Origin of the sequence: Microbacterium lacticum (assembly GCF_006716815.1) — a bacterium.
Classification (GTDB): domain Bacteria; phylum Actinomycetota; class Actinomycetes; order Actinomycetales; family Microbacteriaceae; genus Microbacterium; species Microbacterium lacticum.
In genome coordinates this window covers 31,668-48,261 of the sequence record NZ_VFPS01000002.1, presented here as the reverse complement: position 1 = coordinate 48,261, position 16,594 = coordinate 31,668, and the positions used below count along the sequence as shown (strand labels likewise).

Annotated in this window: 17 protein-coding genes and 1 pseudogene; 10 read left to right on the top strand and 8 right to left on the bottom strand. The window is 71.1% G+C overall.

Annotated elements, in window-relative coordinates; all coding sequences use genetic code 11:
* Nucleotides 1-71: 71 nt before the first annotated feature.
* Nucleotides 72-842, bottom strand: a complete 771-nt coding sequence (locus FHX68_RS05855; protein ID WP_373288703.1) for an IclR family transcriptional regulator — start codon at nt 840-842, stop codon at nt 72-74.
* A gap of 52 nt (nt 843-894) precedes the next feature.
* On the opposite strand from FHX68_RS05855, the gene hutH reads away from it, so the two are divergent.
* From hutH to FHX68_RS05835, 5 genes and pseudogenes are all read left to right on the top strand, one after another.
* Entirely contained in the window at nt 895-2,496 is a 1,602-nt protein-coding gene (gene hutH, locus FHX68_RS05850) for a histidine ammonia-lyase (RefSeq protein WP_141380306.1), read from the top strand.
* Between the two features lie 16 nt (nt 2,497-2,512).
* Nucleotides 2,513-4,225 carry a urocanate hydratase gene (hutU, locus tag FHX68_RS05845; RefSeq protein ID WP_141380305.1) on the top strand — a complete coding sequence of 571 codons (1,713 nt, stop codon included), beginning with the start codon at nt 2,513-2,515 and terminating at the stop codon, nt 4,223-4,225.
* On the top strand, nt 4,222-5,400 hold the full coding sequence (gene hutI, locus FHX68_RS05840) for an imidazolonepropionase (protein WP_141380304.1): 1,179 nt from the start codon (nt 4,222-4,224) through the stop codon (nt 5,398-5,400). The genes hutU and hutI overlap by 4 nt, the downstream gene beginning before the upstream one ends.
* Before the next feature lie 44 nt (nt 5,401-5,444).
* Nucleotides 5,445-5,552 (top strand): annotated as a pseudogene (locus tag FHX68_RS16260) (MerR family DNA-binding transcriptional regulator); the annotation flags it as partial.
* A gap of 79 nt (nt 5,553-5,631) precedes the next feature.
* Nucleotides 5,632-6,012, top strand: a complete 381-nt coding sequence (locus FHX68_RS05835) for a GyrI-like domain-containing protein (protein ID WP_229661521.1) — start codon at nt 5,632-5,634, stop codon at nt 6,010-6,012.
* Between the two features lie 21 nt (nt 6,013-6,033).
* On the opposite strand, the gene FHX68_RS05830 is transcribed toward FHX68_RS05835, so the two are convergent.
* Genes FHX68_RS05830 through FHX68_RS05815 form a run of 4 tightly spaced genes read right to left on the bottom strand, consistent with a single transcriptional unit; the run spans nt 6,034 to nt 9,147 of the window.
* Nucleotides 6,034-6,525, bottom strand: a complete 492-nt coding sequence (locus FHX68_RS05830; RefSeq protein ID WP_141380303.1) for a SixA phosphatase family protein — start codon at nt 6,523-6,525, stop codon at nt 6,034-6,036.
* Complete coding sequence (locus FHX68_RS05825) at nt 6,522-7,490, bottom strand: arginase family protein (RefSeq protein WP_141380302.1); 969 nt, start codon at nt 7,488-7,490, stop codon at nt 6,522-6,524. Before FHX68_RS05825 ends, FHX68_RS05830 begins: the two co-directional genes overlap by 4 nt.
* On the bottom strand, nt 7,487-7,831 hold the full coding sequence (locus FHX68_RS05820; RefSeq protein ID WP_141380301.1) for a gamma-glutamylcyclotransferase family protein: 345 nt from the start codon (nt 7,829-7,831) through the stop codon (nt 7,487-7,489). The genes FHX68_RS05825 and FHX68_RS05820 overlap by 4 nt, the downstream gene beginning before the upstream one ends.
* A 44-nt stretch (nt 7,832-7,875) precedes the next feature.
* Nucleotides 7,876-9,147, bottom strand: coding sequence for a DUF445 domain-containing protein (locus FHX68_RS05815; RefSeq protein ID WP_141380300.1), 1,272 nt, complete (start codon nt 9,145-9,147; stop codon nt 7,876-7,878).
* Nucleotides 9,148-9,193: 46 nt separating this feature from the next.
* Here FHX68_RS05815 and FHX68_RS05810 point away from each other — a divergent pair, with 46 nt between their 5' ends.
* Complete coding sequence (locus tag FHX68_RS05810) at nt 9,194-9,466, top strand: metal-sensitive transcriptional regulator (RefSeq protein ID WP_141380299.1); 273 nt, start codon at nt 9,194-9,196, stop codon at nt 9,464-9,466.
* A gap of 207 nt (nt 9,467-9,673) precedes the next feature.
* Here the strand turns inward: FHX68_RS05810 and FHX68_RS05805 are convergent, their stop codons facing one another.
* Nucleotides 9,674-10,834 carry an acyl-CoA dehydrogenase family protein gene (locus FHX68_RS05805; protein ID WP_229661522.1) on the bottom strand — a complete coding sequence of 387 codons (1,161 nt, stop codon included), beginning with the start codon at nt 10,832-10,834 and terminating at the stop codon, nt 9,674-9,676.
* A 99-nt stretch (nt 10,835-10,933) separates the two neighbouring features.
* On the opposite strand from FHX68_RS05805, the gene FHX68_RS05800 reads away from it, so the two are divergent.
* Complete coding sequence (locus FHX68_RS05800) at nt 10,934-11,338, top strand: pilus assembly protein CpaE (RefSeq protein ID WP_141380297.1); 405 nt, start codon at nt 10,934-10,936, stop codon at nt 11,336-11,338.
* Between the two features lie 27 nt (nt 11,339-11,365).
* Here FHX68_RS05800 and FHX68_RS05795 read toward each other — a convergent pair whose 3' ends face one another.
* On the bottom strand, nt 11,366-12,121 hold the full coding sequence (locus FHX68_RS05795) for an alpha/beta fold hydrolase (protein ID WP_141380296.1): 756 nt from the start codon (nt 12,119-12,121) through the stop codon (nt 11,366-11,368).
* Between the two features lie 21 nt (nt 12,122-12,142).
* Nucleotides 12,143-13,366: an MFS transporter gene (locus FHX68_RS05790; protein WP_141380295.1), complete on the bottom strand. Its 1,224-nt coding sequence runs from the start codon at nt 13,364-13,366 to the stop codon at nt 12,143-12,145.
* A gap of 385 nt (nt 13,367-13,751) precedes the next feature.
* On the opposite strand from FHX68_RS05790, the gene nrdH reads away from it, so the two are divergent.
* Genes nrdH through nrdE form a run of 3 tightly spaced genes read left to right on the top strand, consistent with a single transcriptional unit; the run spans nt 13,752 to nt 16,564 of the window.
* The gene (nrdH, locus tag FHX68_RS05785) at nt 13,752-13,985 is read left to right on the top strand and encodes a glutaredoxin-like protein NrdH (RefSeq protein WP_005052310.1); all 234 of its coding nucleotides are present in this window, start codon (nt 13,752-13,754) and stop codon (nt 13,983-13,985) included.
* A 6-nt stretch (nt 13,986-13,991) separates the two neighbouring features.
* The gene (gene nrdI, locus FHX68_RS05780) at nt 13,992-14,426 is read left to right on the top strand and encodes a class Ib ribonucleoside-diphosphate reductase assembly flavoprotein NrdI (RefSeq protein ID WP_141380294.1); all 435 of its coding nucleotides are present in this window, start codon (nt 13,992-13,994) and stop codon (nt 14,424-14,426) included.
* Nucleotides 14,408-16,564 (top strand): class 1b ribonucleoside-diphosphate reductase subunit alpha, encoded by a 2,157-nt coding sequence (nrdE, locus tag FHX68_RS05775; protein WP_141380293.1) that lies wholly within the window; start codon nt 14,408-14,410, stop codon nt 16,562-16,564. Before nrdI ends, nrdE begins: the two co-directional genes overlap by 19 nt.
* Nucleotides 16,565-16,594 lie beyond the last annotated feature (30 nt).

Genomic DNA, 16,594 nt, shown 5'->3' with positions numbered 1-16,594 from the left:
CCGTCTCGTCGTGCGCTGAGTGCGCTGAGTCGGGGGCGTCGCCGCTGTGCGCGGATCAGCCGAGGCGCGCGTCAGCTGATGCGCCGTGCGAGCTCGGCCGCCGCGGGGGCGACGGCGGCTGCGAGACGCGCCGGGTCGACCTCGTCGCCCTGCCAGGTGACCGCGACCGCGGCGACGGGCCATCCGGCGTGGTCGCGCACGGCGACGCCGACGGAGCGGAACCCGAGCGTGACCTCGCCGTCCTCGGTCGCGTAGCCGGTGGTGCGCGCCTCGCGGAGGATCGCCCGGAGCGCCGACGGGTTCTGCGGACCCTGGCCGGTGCGATCGGCGAACACGGCCGCGTCGGGGTACAGCGCGCGCACCTGCTCGCGGGGGAGCGCGGCGAGCATCGCGCGCCCGGTCGCGGTGAGGTGGGCGGGAAGGCGCACGCCGACATCCGTCACGAGCGCCGGGCGGCGGGGTGCGCGCTCCTCGACGATGTAGACGACGTCGCGTCCGCTCATGACCGCGAGGTGGACGCTCTCGCCCGTGCGGTCGGCGAGGGATGCCACGAGGGGGCGGCCGAGCCGGGCGAGCGGCTGCTGGCGCGCGTAGCCGCCCGCGAGCTCGAACGCCGCGGTGCCGAGCCCCCAGCGGCGCTCCGCCTCGAGGTGCACGACGAACCCGTGGGCGGCCATCGCGTGCAGCAGATGGTAGACGGATGACCGCGGGATCCCGAGCTGGTCGGCGATCGTCCGCGCGGCGACCGGACCGCGCTGGCGCGAGAGGAACGCGAGGATCCGTAGCGTCTGATCGGCCGCGGGCACCTGCGGCGCCGGCTGGGTGTCTGGGATCACAGACACAGCATGCCAGGAAAGCCTGGTCCCCGCCCGCTTCCCGCGGTGGAATCGGTGCATGAGCTCTTCCACCCCGCCGGCGGCCGCCACGACCGACGCCGACACGATCACCGTGGGCGCACGTCCGCTCACCCCCGCCGAGGTCGTCGCCGTCGCCCGCAGCGGCGCGCGCGTCGAGATCGCCCCGGACGCCCGCGCCCGCGTCGCCGCCGCCCGAGACCTGATCGAGCGCCTCGCCGACGACCCCGAGCCGCACTACGGCATCTCGACCGGCTTCGGGGCGCTCGCGACCACGTTCATCGCGCCCGAGCGCCGTCGTCAGCTGCAGGCATCCCTCATCCGGTCGCACGCGGCGGGCACGGGCGCCGAGCTCGAACGCGAGGTCATCCGCGCCCTCATGCTGCTGCGCCTGCAGACCCTCGCGACCGGACACACGGGCGTGCGCCCCGTCGTCGTCGGCACCTACGCCGCGATGCTCGACGCGGGCATCACCCCGATCGTCCGCGAGTACGGGTCGCTCGGCTGCTCGGGCGATCTCGCGCCGCTGTCGCACGTCGCGCTCGCGGCGCTCGGCGAGGGGCGGGTGCGCACCGCGGACGGCGAAGAGACGGATGCCGCGAGCGCACTCTCCGCTGCCGGGATCGCTCCGCTCGTGCTCGAGGAGAAGGAGGGCCTCGCCCTCATCAACGGCACCGACGGCATGCTCGGCATGCTCCTCCTCGCCATCCACGACCTCGAGAACCTTCTCGATGTCGCCGACGTCGCCGCGGCCCTCTCGGTCGAGAGCCAGCTCGGCACCGACGCCGTGTTCGCCGCCGACCTCATGGCGCTCCGCCCGCAGGTGGGACAGGCCGACTCGGCGGCGCGGCTGCGCGCCCTCCTCGCCGGATCGGCGATCATGGCGAGCCACCGCGACCCCGCGGTGTGCACGCGGGTGCAGGACGCCTACTCGCTGCGCTGCTCGCCGCAGGTGCACGGCGCCGCGCGCGACACACTGACGCACGCGGCGCTGATCGCCGGCCGCGAGCTCGCCGCCGCGGTCGACAACCCGGTGGTGACCTCCGACGGGCGCGTCGAGTCGAACGGCAACTTCCACGGCGCACCCGTCGCGTATGTGCTCGACTTCCTCGCGATCGTGGCCGCCGACGTGGCATCCATCTCGGAACGCCGCATCGACCGGGCGCTCGACCGCACCCGCAGCAACGGGCTGCCGCCGTTCCTCGCCGACGAGGTCGGCGTGGACTCGGGCCTCATGATCGCGCAGTACGCCGCGGCCGGGATCGTCTCCGAGCTCAAGCGCCTCGCGGTGCCGGCCTCGGTCGACTCGATCCCGTCGTCTGCGATGCAGGAGGACCACGTCTCGATGGGCTGGGCCGCGGCGCGCAAGCTGCGCCGTGCGGTCGACGGCCTCGCGCGCGTGCTCGCCATCGAGATCGTGACCGGATGCCGCGCCCTGGACCTCCGCGCCCCGCTCGAACCGGCCCCCGCCACCGGCGCGGTGCGCGACCTCGTGCGCGGGGCCGGGGTCGCCGGGCCGGGTCCGGACGCCTTCGTCAGCCCCGACATCGAGGCCGTGACGCAGCTCGTGCTCTCGGGCGCGGTCGCGCGCGCCGCGGGTGACGCCGTGGCCGCGTTCACAACGTCGGATTTCTCGGCCTGAAAGGATCCGAACAGCCATGATCACGCCCGCTGACGACCGAAACTCCGACGTTGTGAACACGCCCGCCCGGCCACCCGTCCGCGCGCCGCGAGGCGCCGAGCGCACCGCGAAGAGCTGGGGCGCCGAGGCGGCCAAGCGGATGCTGATGAACAACCTCGACCCCGAGGTCGCCGAGCACCCCGAAGACCTCGTCGTCTACGGCGGCACCGGCCGTGCCGCGCGGTCGTGGGCGGCGTACGACGCGATCGTGCGCACCCTCGACGAGCTCGAGCCCGACGAGACCCTGCTCGTGCAGTCGGGAAAGCCCGTCGGCGTCTTCCGCACGCATGAGTGGGCGCCGCGGGTGCTCATCGCGAACTCGAACCTCGTCGGCGACTGGGCGACCTGGCCCGAGTTCCGTCGGCTCGAAGAGCTGGGACTCACGATGTACGGCCAGATGACGGCCGGATCGTGGATCTACATCGGCACGCAGGGCATCCTGCAGGGCACGTACGAGACCTTCGCCGCGGTCGCCCGCTCGCTCGGGCGCGAGAGCCTCGCCGGCACCCTGACCCTCACGGCGGGCGCCGGCGGCATGGGCGGCGCGCAGCCGCTGGCGGTGACGCTCAACGACGGTGCGGTGCTGATCGTCGACGTCGACGAGTCGCGCCTGCGCCGCCGCGTCGAGCACGGCTACCTCGACGAGTACACGACCGACCTGGAGACCGCGGTCGCGCGCGTGTCGGCGGCGAAGGCCGCCGGCGAGGCGCGCAGCGTCGGCGTCGTCGGCAACGCGGCCGAGGTCTTCCCCGAGCTGCTGGGCCGTCAGGTGGCGGGCGAGATCGCGATCGACATCGTCACCGACCAGACGAGCGCGCACGACCCGCTCGCCTACCTGCCGATCGGCATTCCGGTCGCGGAATGGAAGGATGCCGCCGCGTCCGACCCGGCGGCGTTCACCGACCGGGCACGCGCGTCGATGGCGGCGCACGTCGCCGCGATGGTCGGCTTCCAGGACGCGGGCGCGGCGGTCTTCGACTACGGCAACTCGATCCGCCGCGAGGCGGAGCTCGGCGGCTTCGAGCGCGCCTTCGCGTTCCCCGGCTTCGTGCCGGCGTACATCCGGCCGCAGTTCGAGGAGGGCCGCGGCCCGTTCCGCTGGGTCGCGCTGTCGGGCGATCCGGCCGACATCGCGAAGACCGATCGCGCCGTCATGGAGCTCTTCCCGGCCGACGCCGGGCTCCGCCGCTGGCTGACTCGGGCGGGGGAGACCGTGCACTTCGAGGGCCTGCCGGCGCGGATCTGCTGGCTCGGCTACAAGGAGCGCCACCTCGCCGGGCTGCGGTTCAACGAGATGGTCGCGTCGGGCGAGCTCGCCGGCCCCATCGTGATCGGCCGCGACCACCTCGACGCCGGATCGGTCGCGAGCCCCTACCGAGAGACCGAAGCGATGGCCGACGGCTCCGACGCGATCGCCGACTGGCCGCTGCTGAACGCGCTGCTGAACACGGCGTCCGGGGCATCCTGGGTGTCGATCCACCACGGCGGCGGCGTCGGCATCGGCCGCTCGATCCACGCCGGGCAGGTGACCGTCGCGGACGGCACGGACCTCGCCGCCGAGAAGATCGAGCGCGTGCTCACGAACGACCCCGGCACGGGCGTCATGCGGCACGTGGATGCCGGATACGAGCGTGCCCGCGAGGTCGCGCGCGAGCGCCGGCTCACGATCCCGATGCTGGACACGCCGTGACCGACCTGCTCATCACGAACATCGGCGAGCTGACGACGAACGTCGACGTGCCGGGTAACCCGTGCGGCACGATCACCGACGGGGCGCTGCTGATCCGCGACGGGCGCGTCGCCTGGGTCGGGCGCGCGGACGACGCCCCCGGCGTGGAGGATACAGCGACGGAGGTCGTGGATGCCGGGGGCCGGGCGGCCCTGCCGGGCTTCGTCGACAGCCACACGCACCTCGTGTTCGGCGGCGACCGCGCCGACGAGTTCGAGGCGCGGATGGCGGGGGTGCCGTATGCCGCCGGCGGCATCCGTCGGACGGTGGCGGCGACGCGCGCCGCGAGCGACGAGGAGCTCCGCGCGCGTCTTACCGGTCTCGTCGCCGAGCTGCACGCCCAGGGCACGACGACCTTCGAGGTGAAGACGGGCTACGACCTGACCGTCGACGGCGAGGCGCGGCTCGCGCGGCTCGCGGCGGAGGTCACGCCCGAGGTCACGTTCCTCGGCGCGCACGTCGTGCCCGCCGAGTTCGAGGACGACCGCGACGCCTACGTCGACCTCGTCGTAGGTCCGATGCTCGACGCGGTCCGCCCGCACGCCCGCTGGATCGACGCCTTCTGCGAGACCGGGGCCTTCACGCCCGCCGAGACCGCGCGGATCCTCCGCGCCGGTACGTCGGCGGGACTGACCCCGCGCGTGCACGGCAATCAGCTCGGCCCGGGCGAGGGCGTCCGCCTCGCCGTCGAGCTCGGTGCGGCATCCGTCGATCACTGCACGTACCTGTCGGCGGACGACATCGCCGCCCTCGCCGACAGCGACACGGTCGCGACGCTGCTGCCGGGGGTCGAGTTCTCGACGCGGCATCCGTACCCCGACGCGCGTCGCCTGATCGACGCGGGCGTGACGGTCGCGCTCGCGAGCGACTGCAATCCCGGAACGAGCTTCACGAGCTCGATGCCGCTCATGATCGCCCTCGCCGTGCGTGAGATGGGGATGACCGTCGCCGAAGCGGTGTGGGCGGCGACCGCCGGCGGCGCCCGGGCGCTCCGCCGCACCGACGTCGGACACCTCGGCGTCGGCGCGCGGGCCGACGCTCTGATCCTGAACGCCCCGACCCGCACGCACCTCGCGTACCGGCCCGGCGTTCCCCTCGTCCACGAGGTGTATCGCGGCGGCGTGCGGCAGAGCTGACGCCGCCGGTGCCGCTTGACCCTCTCACTGTGTCAAGGTCGAGCATGGACTCCACCATGTACACCATCGGAGAGTTCGCGGCCTTCGGGCACGTCAGCGCCCGCATGCTGCGCCACTACGACGCGATCGGCCTGCTGCGGCCGGCCGACGTCGACGAGCGGTCTGGATACCGCCGTTACGCGCCCGAGCAGATCGGCGATCTCGTGCGGATCGTCGAGCGGGCCCGACAACGTGACCCCCGTCATCGACCGCATCCTGCCGCCGCTCATCGACGCGCTGAAGGACTCGGGCGTCGAGTTCCGCGAGCCCGGCATCTTCTGGTACGAACCGGTGGAAGGCAGCGACGACCTGCGGGTGTGGGTCTCGTGGATCGCCGGCGACGACCCGGTGGAAGGCGACGCGTGGCAGATCGTCACGCTTCCCGCCGTCGAGCGCGCGGTCTCGCACACGTACCACGGCGACATGGCCGGCATCGGCCTCGCCTGGCACGAGGTCATGAAGACCGCCGCCGACGCGGGCGACGTGTTCACGGGCCCGTGCCGGGAGGTGTACCTCTACTCCGACGGCCCGCAGTCGGAGTGGATCACCGAGTTGCAGCAACCGGTGGTCTGAGCGGCACGCTCACCCGCGGCGTCAGCCGCCGTGTCCGGGAGCGTCGAAGCTCCAGGCATCCGGATCGACCGCCGTCGCCACGTCCCAGTCGGAGCTCTCCCACCGGAACGTGGCGACGGCGCACGTCGGCATGTGACCGATCGCGCCGCTTGAGAGGCGCTCGGCGAGCACTGTCATCCCGGGATCGTGTGCGACGACCATCACGGCGTCGACACCGCGCTCCGCGGCGGCGGCCAGCAGGCGCGACGCCGGTGCGCCGTACAGGTCGGGGTCGAGCTCGGGTTCGAGACCGAGCGCCGCGCCGAAGAACGCCGCGGTGGTGCGGGCGCGGAGCGCGGTCGACGACAGCAGCACGTCGAGGCGGACGTCGGATGCCTCGAGCGCCGCCGCCAGGCGCCGGGCCTGTGCCGGCGCGTCGCGCATCCCGCGGGCGTTCAGCGGCCGGTCGTGGTCGTCGAGCGACGGGCTGCCCCAATCGCTCTTCGCGTGGCGCACGAGCACGAGCGTCGTCATCGAGTGGCTCCCTTCCGGGCGTGCAGGCCCGCGAGAAGTTCCAAAACGCACAGGGCGGCGAGGCGCACGGTGCGTCCGTCCGGCGCATCCGCCGTCGCGTCGACCTCGACGAGGTCGGCGCTGCGCACCCGCGGGTCTGCGGCGATGCCGCGCACGAGAGCCCGCAGCTCCCACGCCTGCAGCCCGCCGGGAACCGAGGCGGGACAGCCCGGCGCGACCGAGCGATCGCAGACGTCGACGTCGATGTCGAGATGGATGCCCCCGCCGGCCGTCGCACCGGCCGCCCCGCCGCCGGCGATCTCGCGCGCCTCCGCGACGGCGTCATCGATGCCGCGGCGACGCAGCTCGTCGAGGGTGATCACCCGTATGCCCACGTCGGCGGCGCGCCGCGCGTAGGCGGCGGAGTTCGCGAAGTCGGCGATGCCGAGCTGCACGATGCGGCGCGGGTCGAGTCCGTCCTCGACGAGGCGGCGCACGGGGGAGCCGTTGGACACCCCGTCGCGGAGGTCGAAGTGCGCGTCGAGGGTGATGAGCCCGGCCGCCCCGGCGCCCTGCGCCGCCGCGTAGGTCACGGAGTTGTCGCCGCCGAGCACGGCGACGAGGTCGGATGCCTCGGCGAGCGCCTCCACTCGCGTACGCAGGCGGGCCTCGCCCTCGGGTCCATCGGGATCGCCGACGTCGCCGGCATCGGCGATCTGAAGCTCCTCGGCGAGGTCGATCGGCGGCGGACCGAGCAGCGTCGGGCTGAAGCGGCGGAGCGCCTCGCGGACGGCGCCGGGCGTGGCGTCGGCGCCGGTGGGCGACAGCGAGGTGCGGTGCGCGGGCGCGCCGAGCAGCACCGCGTCGACCCGGTCACCCGGCGCTGGGGCCGGCCACCCGCCCGCGCGCGGCCAGAGCGGATCGTACGAGGGTGGACCGGGCGAGGGCTCGCCGTGCGAGGGCGTGCCGTGCGGGGGCGCGCTCATCCGACGTACACCCAGGCATCTCGCCCGTTCGCGAGGCGCACCCGCGCGCGGCGGTACAGCGCCGCCTCGAACTCGTCGGCGGCGTCGAGCTCTTCGCTCGTGACGTGCACGACCGTGCCGACGACCTTGTCGAGGGCGTTGCCGGTGTGCCGGAGCACGGGATGCACCGACGGTCCCGCCACGTCGGAGAGGCGCGCGTCGTCGATCTCGATGTAGTCGATCGTGTACCCGGGCAGCGTCGCGGGCTGCGACACGACGAGGCGCCCGAACGTGTCGAGCTGCACCTCGGCATCCTGCAGGCTGCCGTAGGTGAACAGCAGCTGGTCCGGCTGTTCGCTCACGCCCCCACGGTACTCCCGGTGCTCCGGCGGGGCGAGGACGGCGCTCACGTGAGCACGGCCTGCGCGATCGCATAGATCGCGAGGCCCGCGAGCGCACCCACGATCGTGCCGTTCAGGCGGATGTACTGCAGGTCGCGGCCGACCATCAGCTCGATCTTCTCGGTGGTCTCGGCCGGGTCCCACTTCTCGACGGTGTCGGTGATGATCGAGGCGATGTCGTGGCGGTAGCGGTCGACGAGGAAGACGGCGGCGTCGGCGACCCGGTTGTCGACCCGCTCCTGCAGCGCCGTGTCGGAGGCGAGCCGGTCGCCGACCTCGACGAGGGCCGCGCTCATGCGGCGCCGCAACGCGCTCTCCGGGTCGGCGAGGCTCCGCAGGAGCCCCGCCTTCGCGGTGTTCCACGCCTCGGCGGCGAGCTCGCGCACGCGCGGGCTGTCGAACACCGCGCTCTTGGCGTCTTCGAGCCGGGCGATCGTCGCCGGATCGTGCTGCAGGTTCTCGGCCAGGCGCGTCAGGTAGCGGTCGATGGCGTGGCGGGCGGGATGCTCGGGATCGGCCTGCACGGCCGCCGCGAACTTCACCGCCTCGTGATAGACGGTGTCGTCGACGAGCCGCATCGCCACCGACGGCACCCACGACGGCAGGCGGCGCGAGACGAGCCCGGTGAACGAGTCGCGGTTGGCCTGCAGCCAGGTCGAGATGCTGTCGACGGCGAGGTCGACGGCGCCGTGGTGCGCCCCGGCATCCACCACCCGTTCGAGCCACCCGCCCATCGTCGGCGCCCACTCCGGCTGGAGCAGGTGCTCGCGGGCGAGATCGCCGATGAGGTCCTGCACCTCGTCGTCGCTGAGCGCATTGAGGATGCCGGTGGCCATCGCCGAGGCCTCGCGAGAGACCAGCTCGGCGTTCTCGGGCCGGCGCAGCCACGCGCCGGCGGTCGCGGCGATGTTCGTCGATTCGAGCTTCGCGCGCACGACGTCGCCCTCGAGGAAGTTCGTCTCGATGAACTCGCCCAGGCTCCGGCCGATCTCGTCCTTGCGCTTCGGGATGATCGCGGTGTGCGGGATCGGGATGCCGAGGGGGTGGCGGAAAAGCGCCGTGACGGCGAACCAGTCGGCCAGGGCACCGACCATGCCGCCCTCCGCCGCGGCGCGCACGTAGCCGAGCCACGGGTAGCGGTCCTGCAGCGTGAACGCGATGACGAAGACGACCGCCATGAACACCAGCGCGCCGAGGGCGACGCCCTTCATGAACCGCAGCGATCGGCGCCGCTCCTGATCGGCAGGGCTGAGGAGTTCGGTCGGGGTGCGGGCCATGCCGTCAGTTTCGCACGATGGTCAGGCCGCGGCGTATCCTTGCGGCGTGATCGACGACATCAAGAAGCGTGCCCTGCACCGCACGAGCATCCTCGAAGGTCAGGTGCGAGGCCTCGCCAAGATGATCGAGAACGAGGACTACTGCATGGACATCATCGCCCAGTCGCGTGCCGTGCAGAAGGCGCTCGCGTCGCTCGACAAGCTGCTCATCGAGAACCACCTGCGCACCCACGTGGCGCACATGTTCGCCGAGGGCGGCGCCGAGCGCGAGCAGGCCGTCGCCGAACTCCTGAAGGCCTACGACCTCGAGAGCCGCTGACCTGCGGCGGCGCTCGGGCGCCTGTCGCTCGGGCGCCTGGTCGCCGGACCCCGGCCGGCGTCGTGCACACGGGCATCCGCGTCGCCGCAACTGCAAGGGATCGTGCGCGACACGCCGGATGGATGCCCGTGACGGCGGCGTGTCGGGTCGAAACCCTTGCAGTTGGGGTTTGGGGTTTGGGGTTTGGGGTTTGGGGTTTGCGCCGGGTCAGCTGGAGACGGGCCCGAGCCAGGCGGCCGCGACGGTTGCGTGCGCCGACTCGGGGTCGGAGGGGTGGAACATGCCGGCCAGCACGTCGCGGTAGAGACGGCTGAGCTCGTTGCGGGTGAAGTAGCTCGATCCGCCCGCGACGAGCATCGCCTCGTCGACGATCTGCTTCGCGGCGACGACCGCACGGTGCTTGAGCCCCGACAGCTTCGCGAACCACAGCGCGCCGTGGTCGGCCCGCTGGTCGACGTCGGTCGCGAGCGAGGAGATCTGGGGGAGGAGCCCGTCGTACGCGAGGGCCATCTCCGCGATACGCCAGCGGATGTCGGGGTCATCCGCGTAGGCGAGGCCGGTCTTCTTCGAGGTGCGCTTCTTCGCGGTGAGCACCGCGAGGTCGAGCGCCCGTCGCGCGATGCCGGTGTACACGGATGCCAGGAGCACCTCGAACACGCTGAAGATGCCGAACACGATCGGGTCGGGGTTCGGCCCCGGGGCGACGCGGCGGACCACGCGGTCGGCGGGAGCCACGGCCCCGTGCAGCTCGGTCGTGCGCGACTGCGTGCCGCGCATGCCGACGGTGTCCCAGTCGTCGCGCGTCGTGACGGCATCGGTCCGCGGGACGAAGGCGTAGACCATCTGCGGGCCGTCCGGCGAGGTGATGTCGAGTCCGTGGAGGCCGAGCTGGGTCCACACCGGGCCGAGCGAAGTGAAGATCTTCGCACCGGTGAACGCGTAGGAGCCGTCGGGCTGGGGCTCGGCGACGGTGTCGCTGCCGAAGAGCACGAGGTCGTTGCCCGCCTCGCTGATGCCGAACGCGAACACCTCGCCGGCCGCCGCGCCCTCCTGCACGAACTCCAGCCCCGAAATGCCGCGGTCGCTGAACACCTTCGCGACCCCCGTCCAGACGAGGTGCATGTTGATCGCGAGCGCCGTCGCCGGCGCCGCCGTGGCGAGTCGCTGCTGCAGAATGGATGCCTCGGCGAGCCCGAGGCCCGCGCCGCCGAGCGCCTTCGGCACGAGGATCGCGAGATACCCGGCATCCGTCAACTCGGCGAGGTCCTCGTCGGGGAAGCGGTTCTCGGCGTCGACGGCAGCGGCGCGGGAGCGGATGCGCTCCAACAGCTCGTCGGACAGATACGCGGCGGGGTCGAAATCGGTCACCCCTCTATCCTGGCCCCGCCGCGCCGGCCCGGCGCGGCCGGCGCGGCCACCACGGTCGGCGCGGCCCTGGCACCGCCCGCGGGCGGGCAGGATGGACGCATGATCTCGACCGACCTCGCCGCGGCGCTGCGCGACGCCGGGCTCGCGTGGCATCCGGCCTCGGGGGACCGGTTCCAGCTCGACGAGCCCGAGTTCGACGCCGACGTGTTCACGGTGAGCGAGATGACGATCGAGCCGCGCCGCTACCCGACCGGCACGATCCTCGCGTTCAACGGCACGACGGAGTGGGCGCTCGATTCGGTCGCGCTCGACGACGCGCTGTGGCTGCCGCGCGAGGACCAGCTGCGCGAGCTGCTGCGCGGTGCGTTCCGCTCACTCGTGCGCCTCGCCGACACGTACCGCGTCGAGATCGTGTTCGCGGGGGAGGCGGCGGCGTTCGAGCATCCGCAGCCCGAGGATGCCTACGCGCTCGCGCTCCTCCACGTGCTCCGCCGCATCGCCTGAACCGCGCGTCGGCGCCACGCAGCGCGCTCAGCCGAGCGCGGCGGCGAGGTGACGCATCGTGTCGTCGGGCTTGTCGCGATGCGGCGAGTGGCCGGCGCCGGTGACGACCGACATCGTGACGACGGGGTTTCGCGACACCTCCTCCGCGAGGGCGCCCTTGAAGATGGAGTACACCTTCGGGTCGCTCGCGATGATGTGCGTCGGCACGGTCAGCCGCGCCGCGGCGGCGCGGACGTCCCACGGGGTGTTCTGGGCGCTCGTCTGCTCGACCGCCCAGCGGCTCGCCTGCGCGGCGGAGAGCGCCTTCAGCTCGATGTCGTTCGGATGCCACGTGGGGTGCTCCGCCCGCACCGCCGCCTCCGACGGATCGGCGAACGCGCGCTCCTGACTCGTGCGGACGACCTCGCGGTCGTGGTCGGCGAGGTGGATGGCCGGGTCGACGAGCACGAGGCGCCGCGTCCACGCGGGCGTCGCCGCGCTCGCGCTGGTGGCCGCCGCGCCGCCGAGCGAGTGGCCCACGACGAGATCCCACGGCTCGCCGTCGGGAGCCGCCGTGTGCACGAGGTCGGCGGCGTACGCGGCGATCGAGTAGTCGACCGCCCGCGGGGCCGTGCCGTGGCCGCGCAGGTCGACGGCGGTGGCGTGCCACCCGGCATCCGCCAGCGCGACGCCGTAGAGCCACATCAGCGCGCCGTTCGAGCCGAGGCCGTGGACGAGCAGCGCGTGTGTGGTGGCGTGCGGGTCGCCCCACGACAGACGGGGGAGGGTGAGAGGTGCCGGCATGCGGTCAGGATATCGACACGCTCAGGTGATGACCGGCACCGGCTCGGTGTCGGGGATCGGGCTCGCGTCGCGGCCGCGCAGGTCGGGGAAGCCGCGCACGAACGCCGTCGCGACGAGCGCGCCGAGGATCGCGAACGCGGCCGCCGCGGCGTAGGCCCCGGCGGGGCCGACGCCGTCGATGAGGAAGCCCGCGACGGCCGAGCCGAGGGCGGCGCCGATCAGCTGGCCGGTGCCGATCCAGCCGTACGCCTCGGCGGTCTCGCTGAACTTCACGGATGCCGAGGTCATCGCGAACATCACGGCGAGGGCGGGCGCGACACCGGCGCCCGCGACGAGCAGGCAGGCGCTCACCCACCACGGAGTGGCGGGCGTGATGTCGCTGACGAAGAACGAGGCGGCGACGAGCCCGACCGCGACGGCGGTGAGGCGGCGTGCCATCGCCCACGGACCCATCGGGATGTGGCCGAACGCGAGCCCGCCGATGAGGCTGCCGACGGAGAAGACCGCGAGCACGAGGCCCGCCTCGAGGCCGCCGTGGCCGAACGTCGCGACGACGGCCGCCTCGACGGCCGAGGCGCCGCCGATGAGGAGGAAGCCGATGACGGTCGCGAGCAGCACGACGGGCTTGCCGAGCACGCGGCCGAACCCGCGGCGGCTGCGCGGGATGCGCACGCGGCCGAGTTCGGGGGAGAGGATGAACCACGTGCCGCCGCCGACGAGGAACACGACGATGAGCAGGAGCGCCGGCACGGTGCCGACCTGCGTGGCGACGAGCGTGATGACGACGGGCGCGAGGATCCAGATGATCTCCTGCAGGCTCGCGTCGAGGGAGAACAGCGGCGTGAGCTGACGGGAGTTGACGATCTTCGGGTAGATCGTGCGGACCGCCGACTGCACCGGCGGGGTGGACAGGCCCGCGATGAGCCCGAAGATCATGTATCCGACGATGTTCAGGGGTGCGAGGGCGAGCACGACGATCGCTGCGGCGCACACGGCCGTGGTGATCGTGAGCACGCGGCGCATGCCCCAGATGCCCATCCAGCGGCTCGTGACGGGGCCGGCGGTGGCCTGGCCGATCGAGGCTGCAGCGAGCACGAGGCCCGCCGCGCCGTAGGAGCCGGTCTGCTGCTCGACGTGGAGGAGGATCGCGAGGCTCGTCATCCCGTTGGGAAAGCGCGCCGTCAGCTGTGCGGCGATGATGCGCGCGACCCCTCGGGTGCGCAGGAGTTCCCGATATCCCGCCACCCCACAACGGTATCAATCGCGGAGGTGCGCCCGGCACGGGCATCCATCGGGCACATGCGACACGCCCGCGACACGCCGAGGCGGTGTTTCCACAACCGATCCGATGTCGGAGGCCCTCCGTAGCGTCGGATCTGTGGACGGATGCCGGTGACGCGAGCGAAAGGCGCGTGATTCAGGCCTTTTCCGGGCGTCGAAGCGGCGGCCGATCTGTGGATGAAACGGTGGACAAGATGTGTTGTACCTGGGGAGAGCGGTGAAAAACTACACGGATGTAACTACTACCCCTTGTGGTGCTTCCGAGTGTCCGTACCCATATGTAGTATTGGACTCCCGGCGAAGGACCGCCGGAGTGCTGGGCGAGATGTGAGGGGAGATAAGGATCGATATGGCGATCACGGTTTACACGAAGCCGTCGTGCGTGCAGTGCAACGCGACGTACCGGGCACTGGACTCGAAGGGCATCGACTATGAGGTCCTCGACCTCTCGGAAGACCCCGCAGCGCTCGAGCACGTGAAGTCGCTCGGCTACCTGCAGGCGCCGGTCGTCGTCACCGACGAGGACCACTGGTCGGGCTTCCGTCCCGACAAGATCGACGAACTCGCTTCGCGACTGGCGTGATCTGAGATGAGCGCGGTCGCCACGAGCGCGCCGCTGCTCGTCTACTTCTCCAGCGTGTCGGGAAACACGGCACGCTTCATCGAGAAACTGGGGCTGCCCGCGCGGCGCATCCCCCTACTGCCGACCGACCCCGAGATCGAGGTGGACGAGCCGTTCGTGCTCGTCACCCCGACCTACGGGGGCGGTCAGGGCAGAGGCGTCGAGAAGGGCGCCGTTCCGAAACAGGTGATCCGTTTTCTCAACGACGAGAAGAACCGGTCGCTCATCCGCGGGGTGATCTCCGCGGGCAACACCAATTTCGGCGAGCACTACTGCGTCGCCGGCGACATCATCAGCCGCAAGTGCACCGTGCCGCACTTGTATCGGCTAGAACTTTTCGGCACGCCTGAGGACGTCGCCCGTGTGAGCGACGGATTGGAACGATGGTGGACACAGCAGTGACCGAGGCGACCTTCAAGACCGATGCGCGATTCGAGGGGCTCGACTACCACGCCCTGAACGCGATGCTCAACCTGTACGGTGCGGACGGCAAGATCCAGTTCGACGCCGATCAGCGTGCAGCGCGGGAGTACTTCCTGCAGCACGTCAACCAGAACACCGTCTTCTTCCACTCGCTCAAGGAGCGCCTGGACTACCTCGTCGAGAAGGAGTACTACGAGGGCGCGGTGCTGGAGAAGTACCCGTTCGAGTTCATCCAGCGCCTCAACGACCGCGCGTACGCGGCGAAGTTCCGTTTCGAGACGTTCCTCGGCGCGTTCAAGTACTACACGAGCTACACGCTGAAGACGTTCGACGGCAAGCGCTACCTCGAGCGCTTCGAAGACCGCGTCGTCATGACCGCGCTGGGTCTCGCCGACGGCGACCAGCGCCTCGCCGAGCAGCTCGTCGACGAGATCATCTCCGGCCGCTTCCAGCCCGCCACCCCGACCTTCCTCAACACGGGCAAGGCGCAGCGCGGCGAGCTCGTCAGCTGCTTCCTGCTGCGGATCGAAGACAACATGGAGTCGATCGCCCGCGGCATCAACTCCGCGCTGCAGCTCTCCAAGCGCGGCGGCGGCGTCGCTCTGCTGCTGTCGAACATCCGCGAGGCCGGCGCGCCGATCAAGCAGATCGAGAACCAGTCGTCGGGCATCATCCCCGTCATGAAGCTGCTCGAAGACAGCTTCAGCTACGCCAACCAGCTGGGCGCCCGGCAGGGTGCCGGCGCGGTGTACCTGTCGGCGCACCACCCCGACATCCTGCGCTTCCTCGACACGAAGCGGGAGAACGCCGACGAGAAGATCCGCATCAAGACGCTCTCGCTCGGTGTCGTCATCCCCGACATCACCTTCGAGCTCGCCAAGAACGGCGAGGACATGTACCTCTTCTCGCCGTACGACGTCGAGAAGGTCTACGGCGTGCCGTTCGGCGACATCTCGGTCACCGAGAAGTACCGCGAGATGGTCGACGACTCGCGCATCAAGAAGACCAAGATCGGGGCGCGCGAGTTCTTCCAGACCCTCGCCGAGATCCAGTTCGAGTCGGGCTACCCGTACATCATGTTCGAGGACACGGTGAACAAGGCCAACCCGATCAAGGGCCGCATCAACATGTCGAACCTCTGCAGCGAGATCCTGCAGGTGAACACGCCGACGACGTACAACGAAGACCTCTCGTACGCCGAGATCGGCAAGGACATCTCCTGCAACCTCGGGTCGATGAACATCGCGCTGGCGATGGACGGCAAAGACCTCGCCGGCACCGTCGAGACCTCGATCCGCGCGCTCACCGCGGTCAGCGACCAGAGCCACATCCGCTCCGTCCGCTCGATCGAAGACGGCAACGACCGTTCGCATGCGATCGGCCTGGGCCAGATGAACCTCCACGGCTACCTCGCGCGCGAGCACGTGTACTACGGGTCGGAAGAGGGCCTCGACTTCACGAACATCTACTTCTACACGGTGCTCTTCCACGCGCTGCGCGCGTCGAACCAGATCGCGATCGAGCGCGGCACCGCGTTCGACGGCTTCGCGGACTCGACGTACGCGTCGGGGGAGTTCTTCGACAAGTACACGGATGCCGCGTGGGAGCCCGAGACCGCGAAGGTGACCGAGCTGTTCACCGGCATCCACATCCCCACGCAGGATGACTGGCGCGAGCTCAAGGCATCCGTCCAGCAGCACGGCATCTACAACCAGAACCTGCAGGCGGTGCCGCCGACCGGCTCGATCTCGTACATCAACAACTCGACGTCGTCGATCCACCCGATCGCGTCGAAGATCGAGATCCGCAAGGAAGGCAAGATCGGTCGCGTCTACTACCCGGCGCCGTTCATGACGAACGACAACCTGGAGTACTACCAGGACGCGTACGAGATCGGTTACGAGAAGGTCATCGACACGTACGCCGCGGCGACGCAGCACGTCGACCAGGGCCTGTCGCTGACGCTGTTCTTCAAGGACACCGCCACCACGCGCGACATCAACAAGGCGCAGATCTACGCGTGGCGCAAGGGCATCAAGACGATCTACTACATCCGCCTGCGGCAGATGGCGCTCGAGGGCACCGACATGACCGAGTGTGTCTCGTGCATGCTGTGATCTGCCGGACCAGAACGACGAGGAACAACC

Bases quoted from the DNA above. Each gene is read 5' to 3' on its own strand.
- FHX68_RS05815 (WP_141380300.1), bottom strand. From the start codon at position 9,147: ATGGCCCGCACCCCGACCGAACTCCTCAGCCCTGCCGATCAGGAGCGG.
- hutH (WP_141380306.1), top strand. From the start codon at position 895: ATGAGCTCTTCCACCCCGCCGGCGGCCGCCACGACCGACGCCGACACG.
- nrdH (WP_005052310.1), top strand. From the start codon at position 13,752: ATGGCGATCACGGTTTACACGAAGCCGTCGTGCGTGCAGTGCAACGCG.
- FHX68_RS05795 (WP_141380296.1), bottom strand. From the start codon at position 12,121: ATGCCGGCACCTCTCACCCTCCCCCGTCTGTCGTGGGGCGACCCGCAC.
- FHX68_RS05830 (WP_141380303.1), bottom strand. From the start codon at position 6,525: ATGACGACGCTCGTGCTCGTGCGCCACGCGAAGAGCGATTGGGGCAGC.
- hutU (WP_141380305.1), top strand. From the start codon at position 2,513: ATGATCACGCCCGCTGACGACCGAAACTCCGACGTTGTGAACACGCCC.
- FHX68_RS05825 (WP_141380302.1), bottom strand. From the start codon at position 7,490: ATGAGCGCGCCCCCGCACGGCACGCCCTCGCACGGCGAGCCCTCGCCC.
- nrdE (WP_141380293.1), top strand. From the start codon at position 14,408: ATGGTGGACACAGCAGTGACCGAGGCGACCTTCAAGACCGATGCGCGA.
- FHX68_RS05800 (WP_141380297.1), top strand. From the start codon at position 10,934: ATGATCTCGACCGACCTCGCCGCGGCGCTGCGCGACGCCGGGCTCGCG.
- nrdI (WP_141380294.1), top strand. From the start codon at position 13,992: ATGAGCGCGGTCGCCACGAGCGCGCCGCTGCTCGTCTACTTCTCCAGC.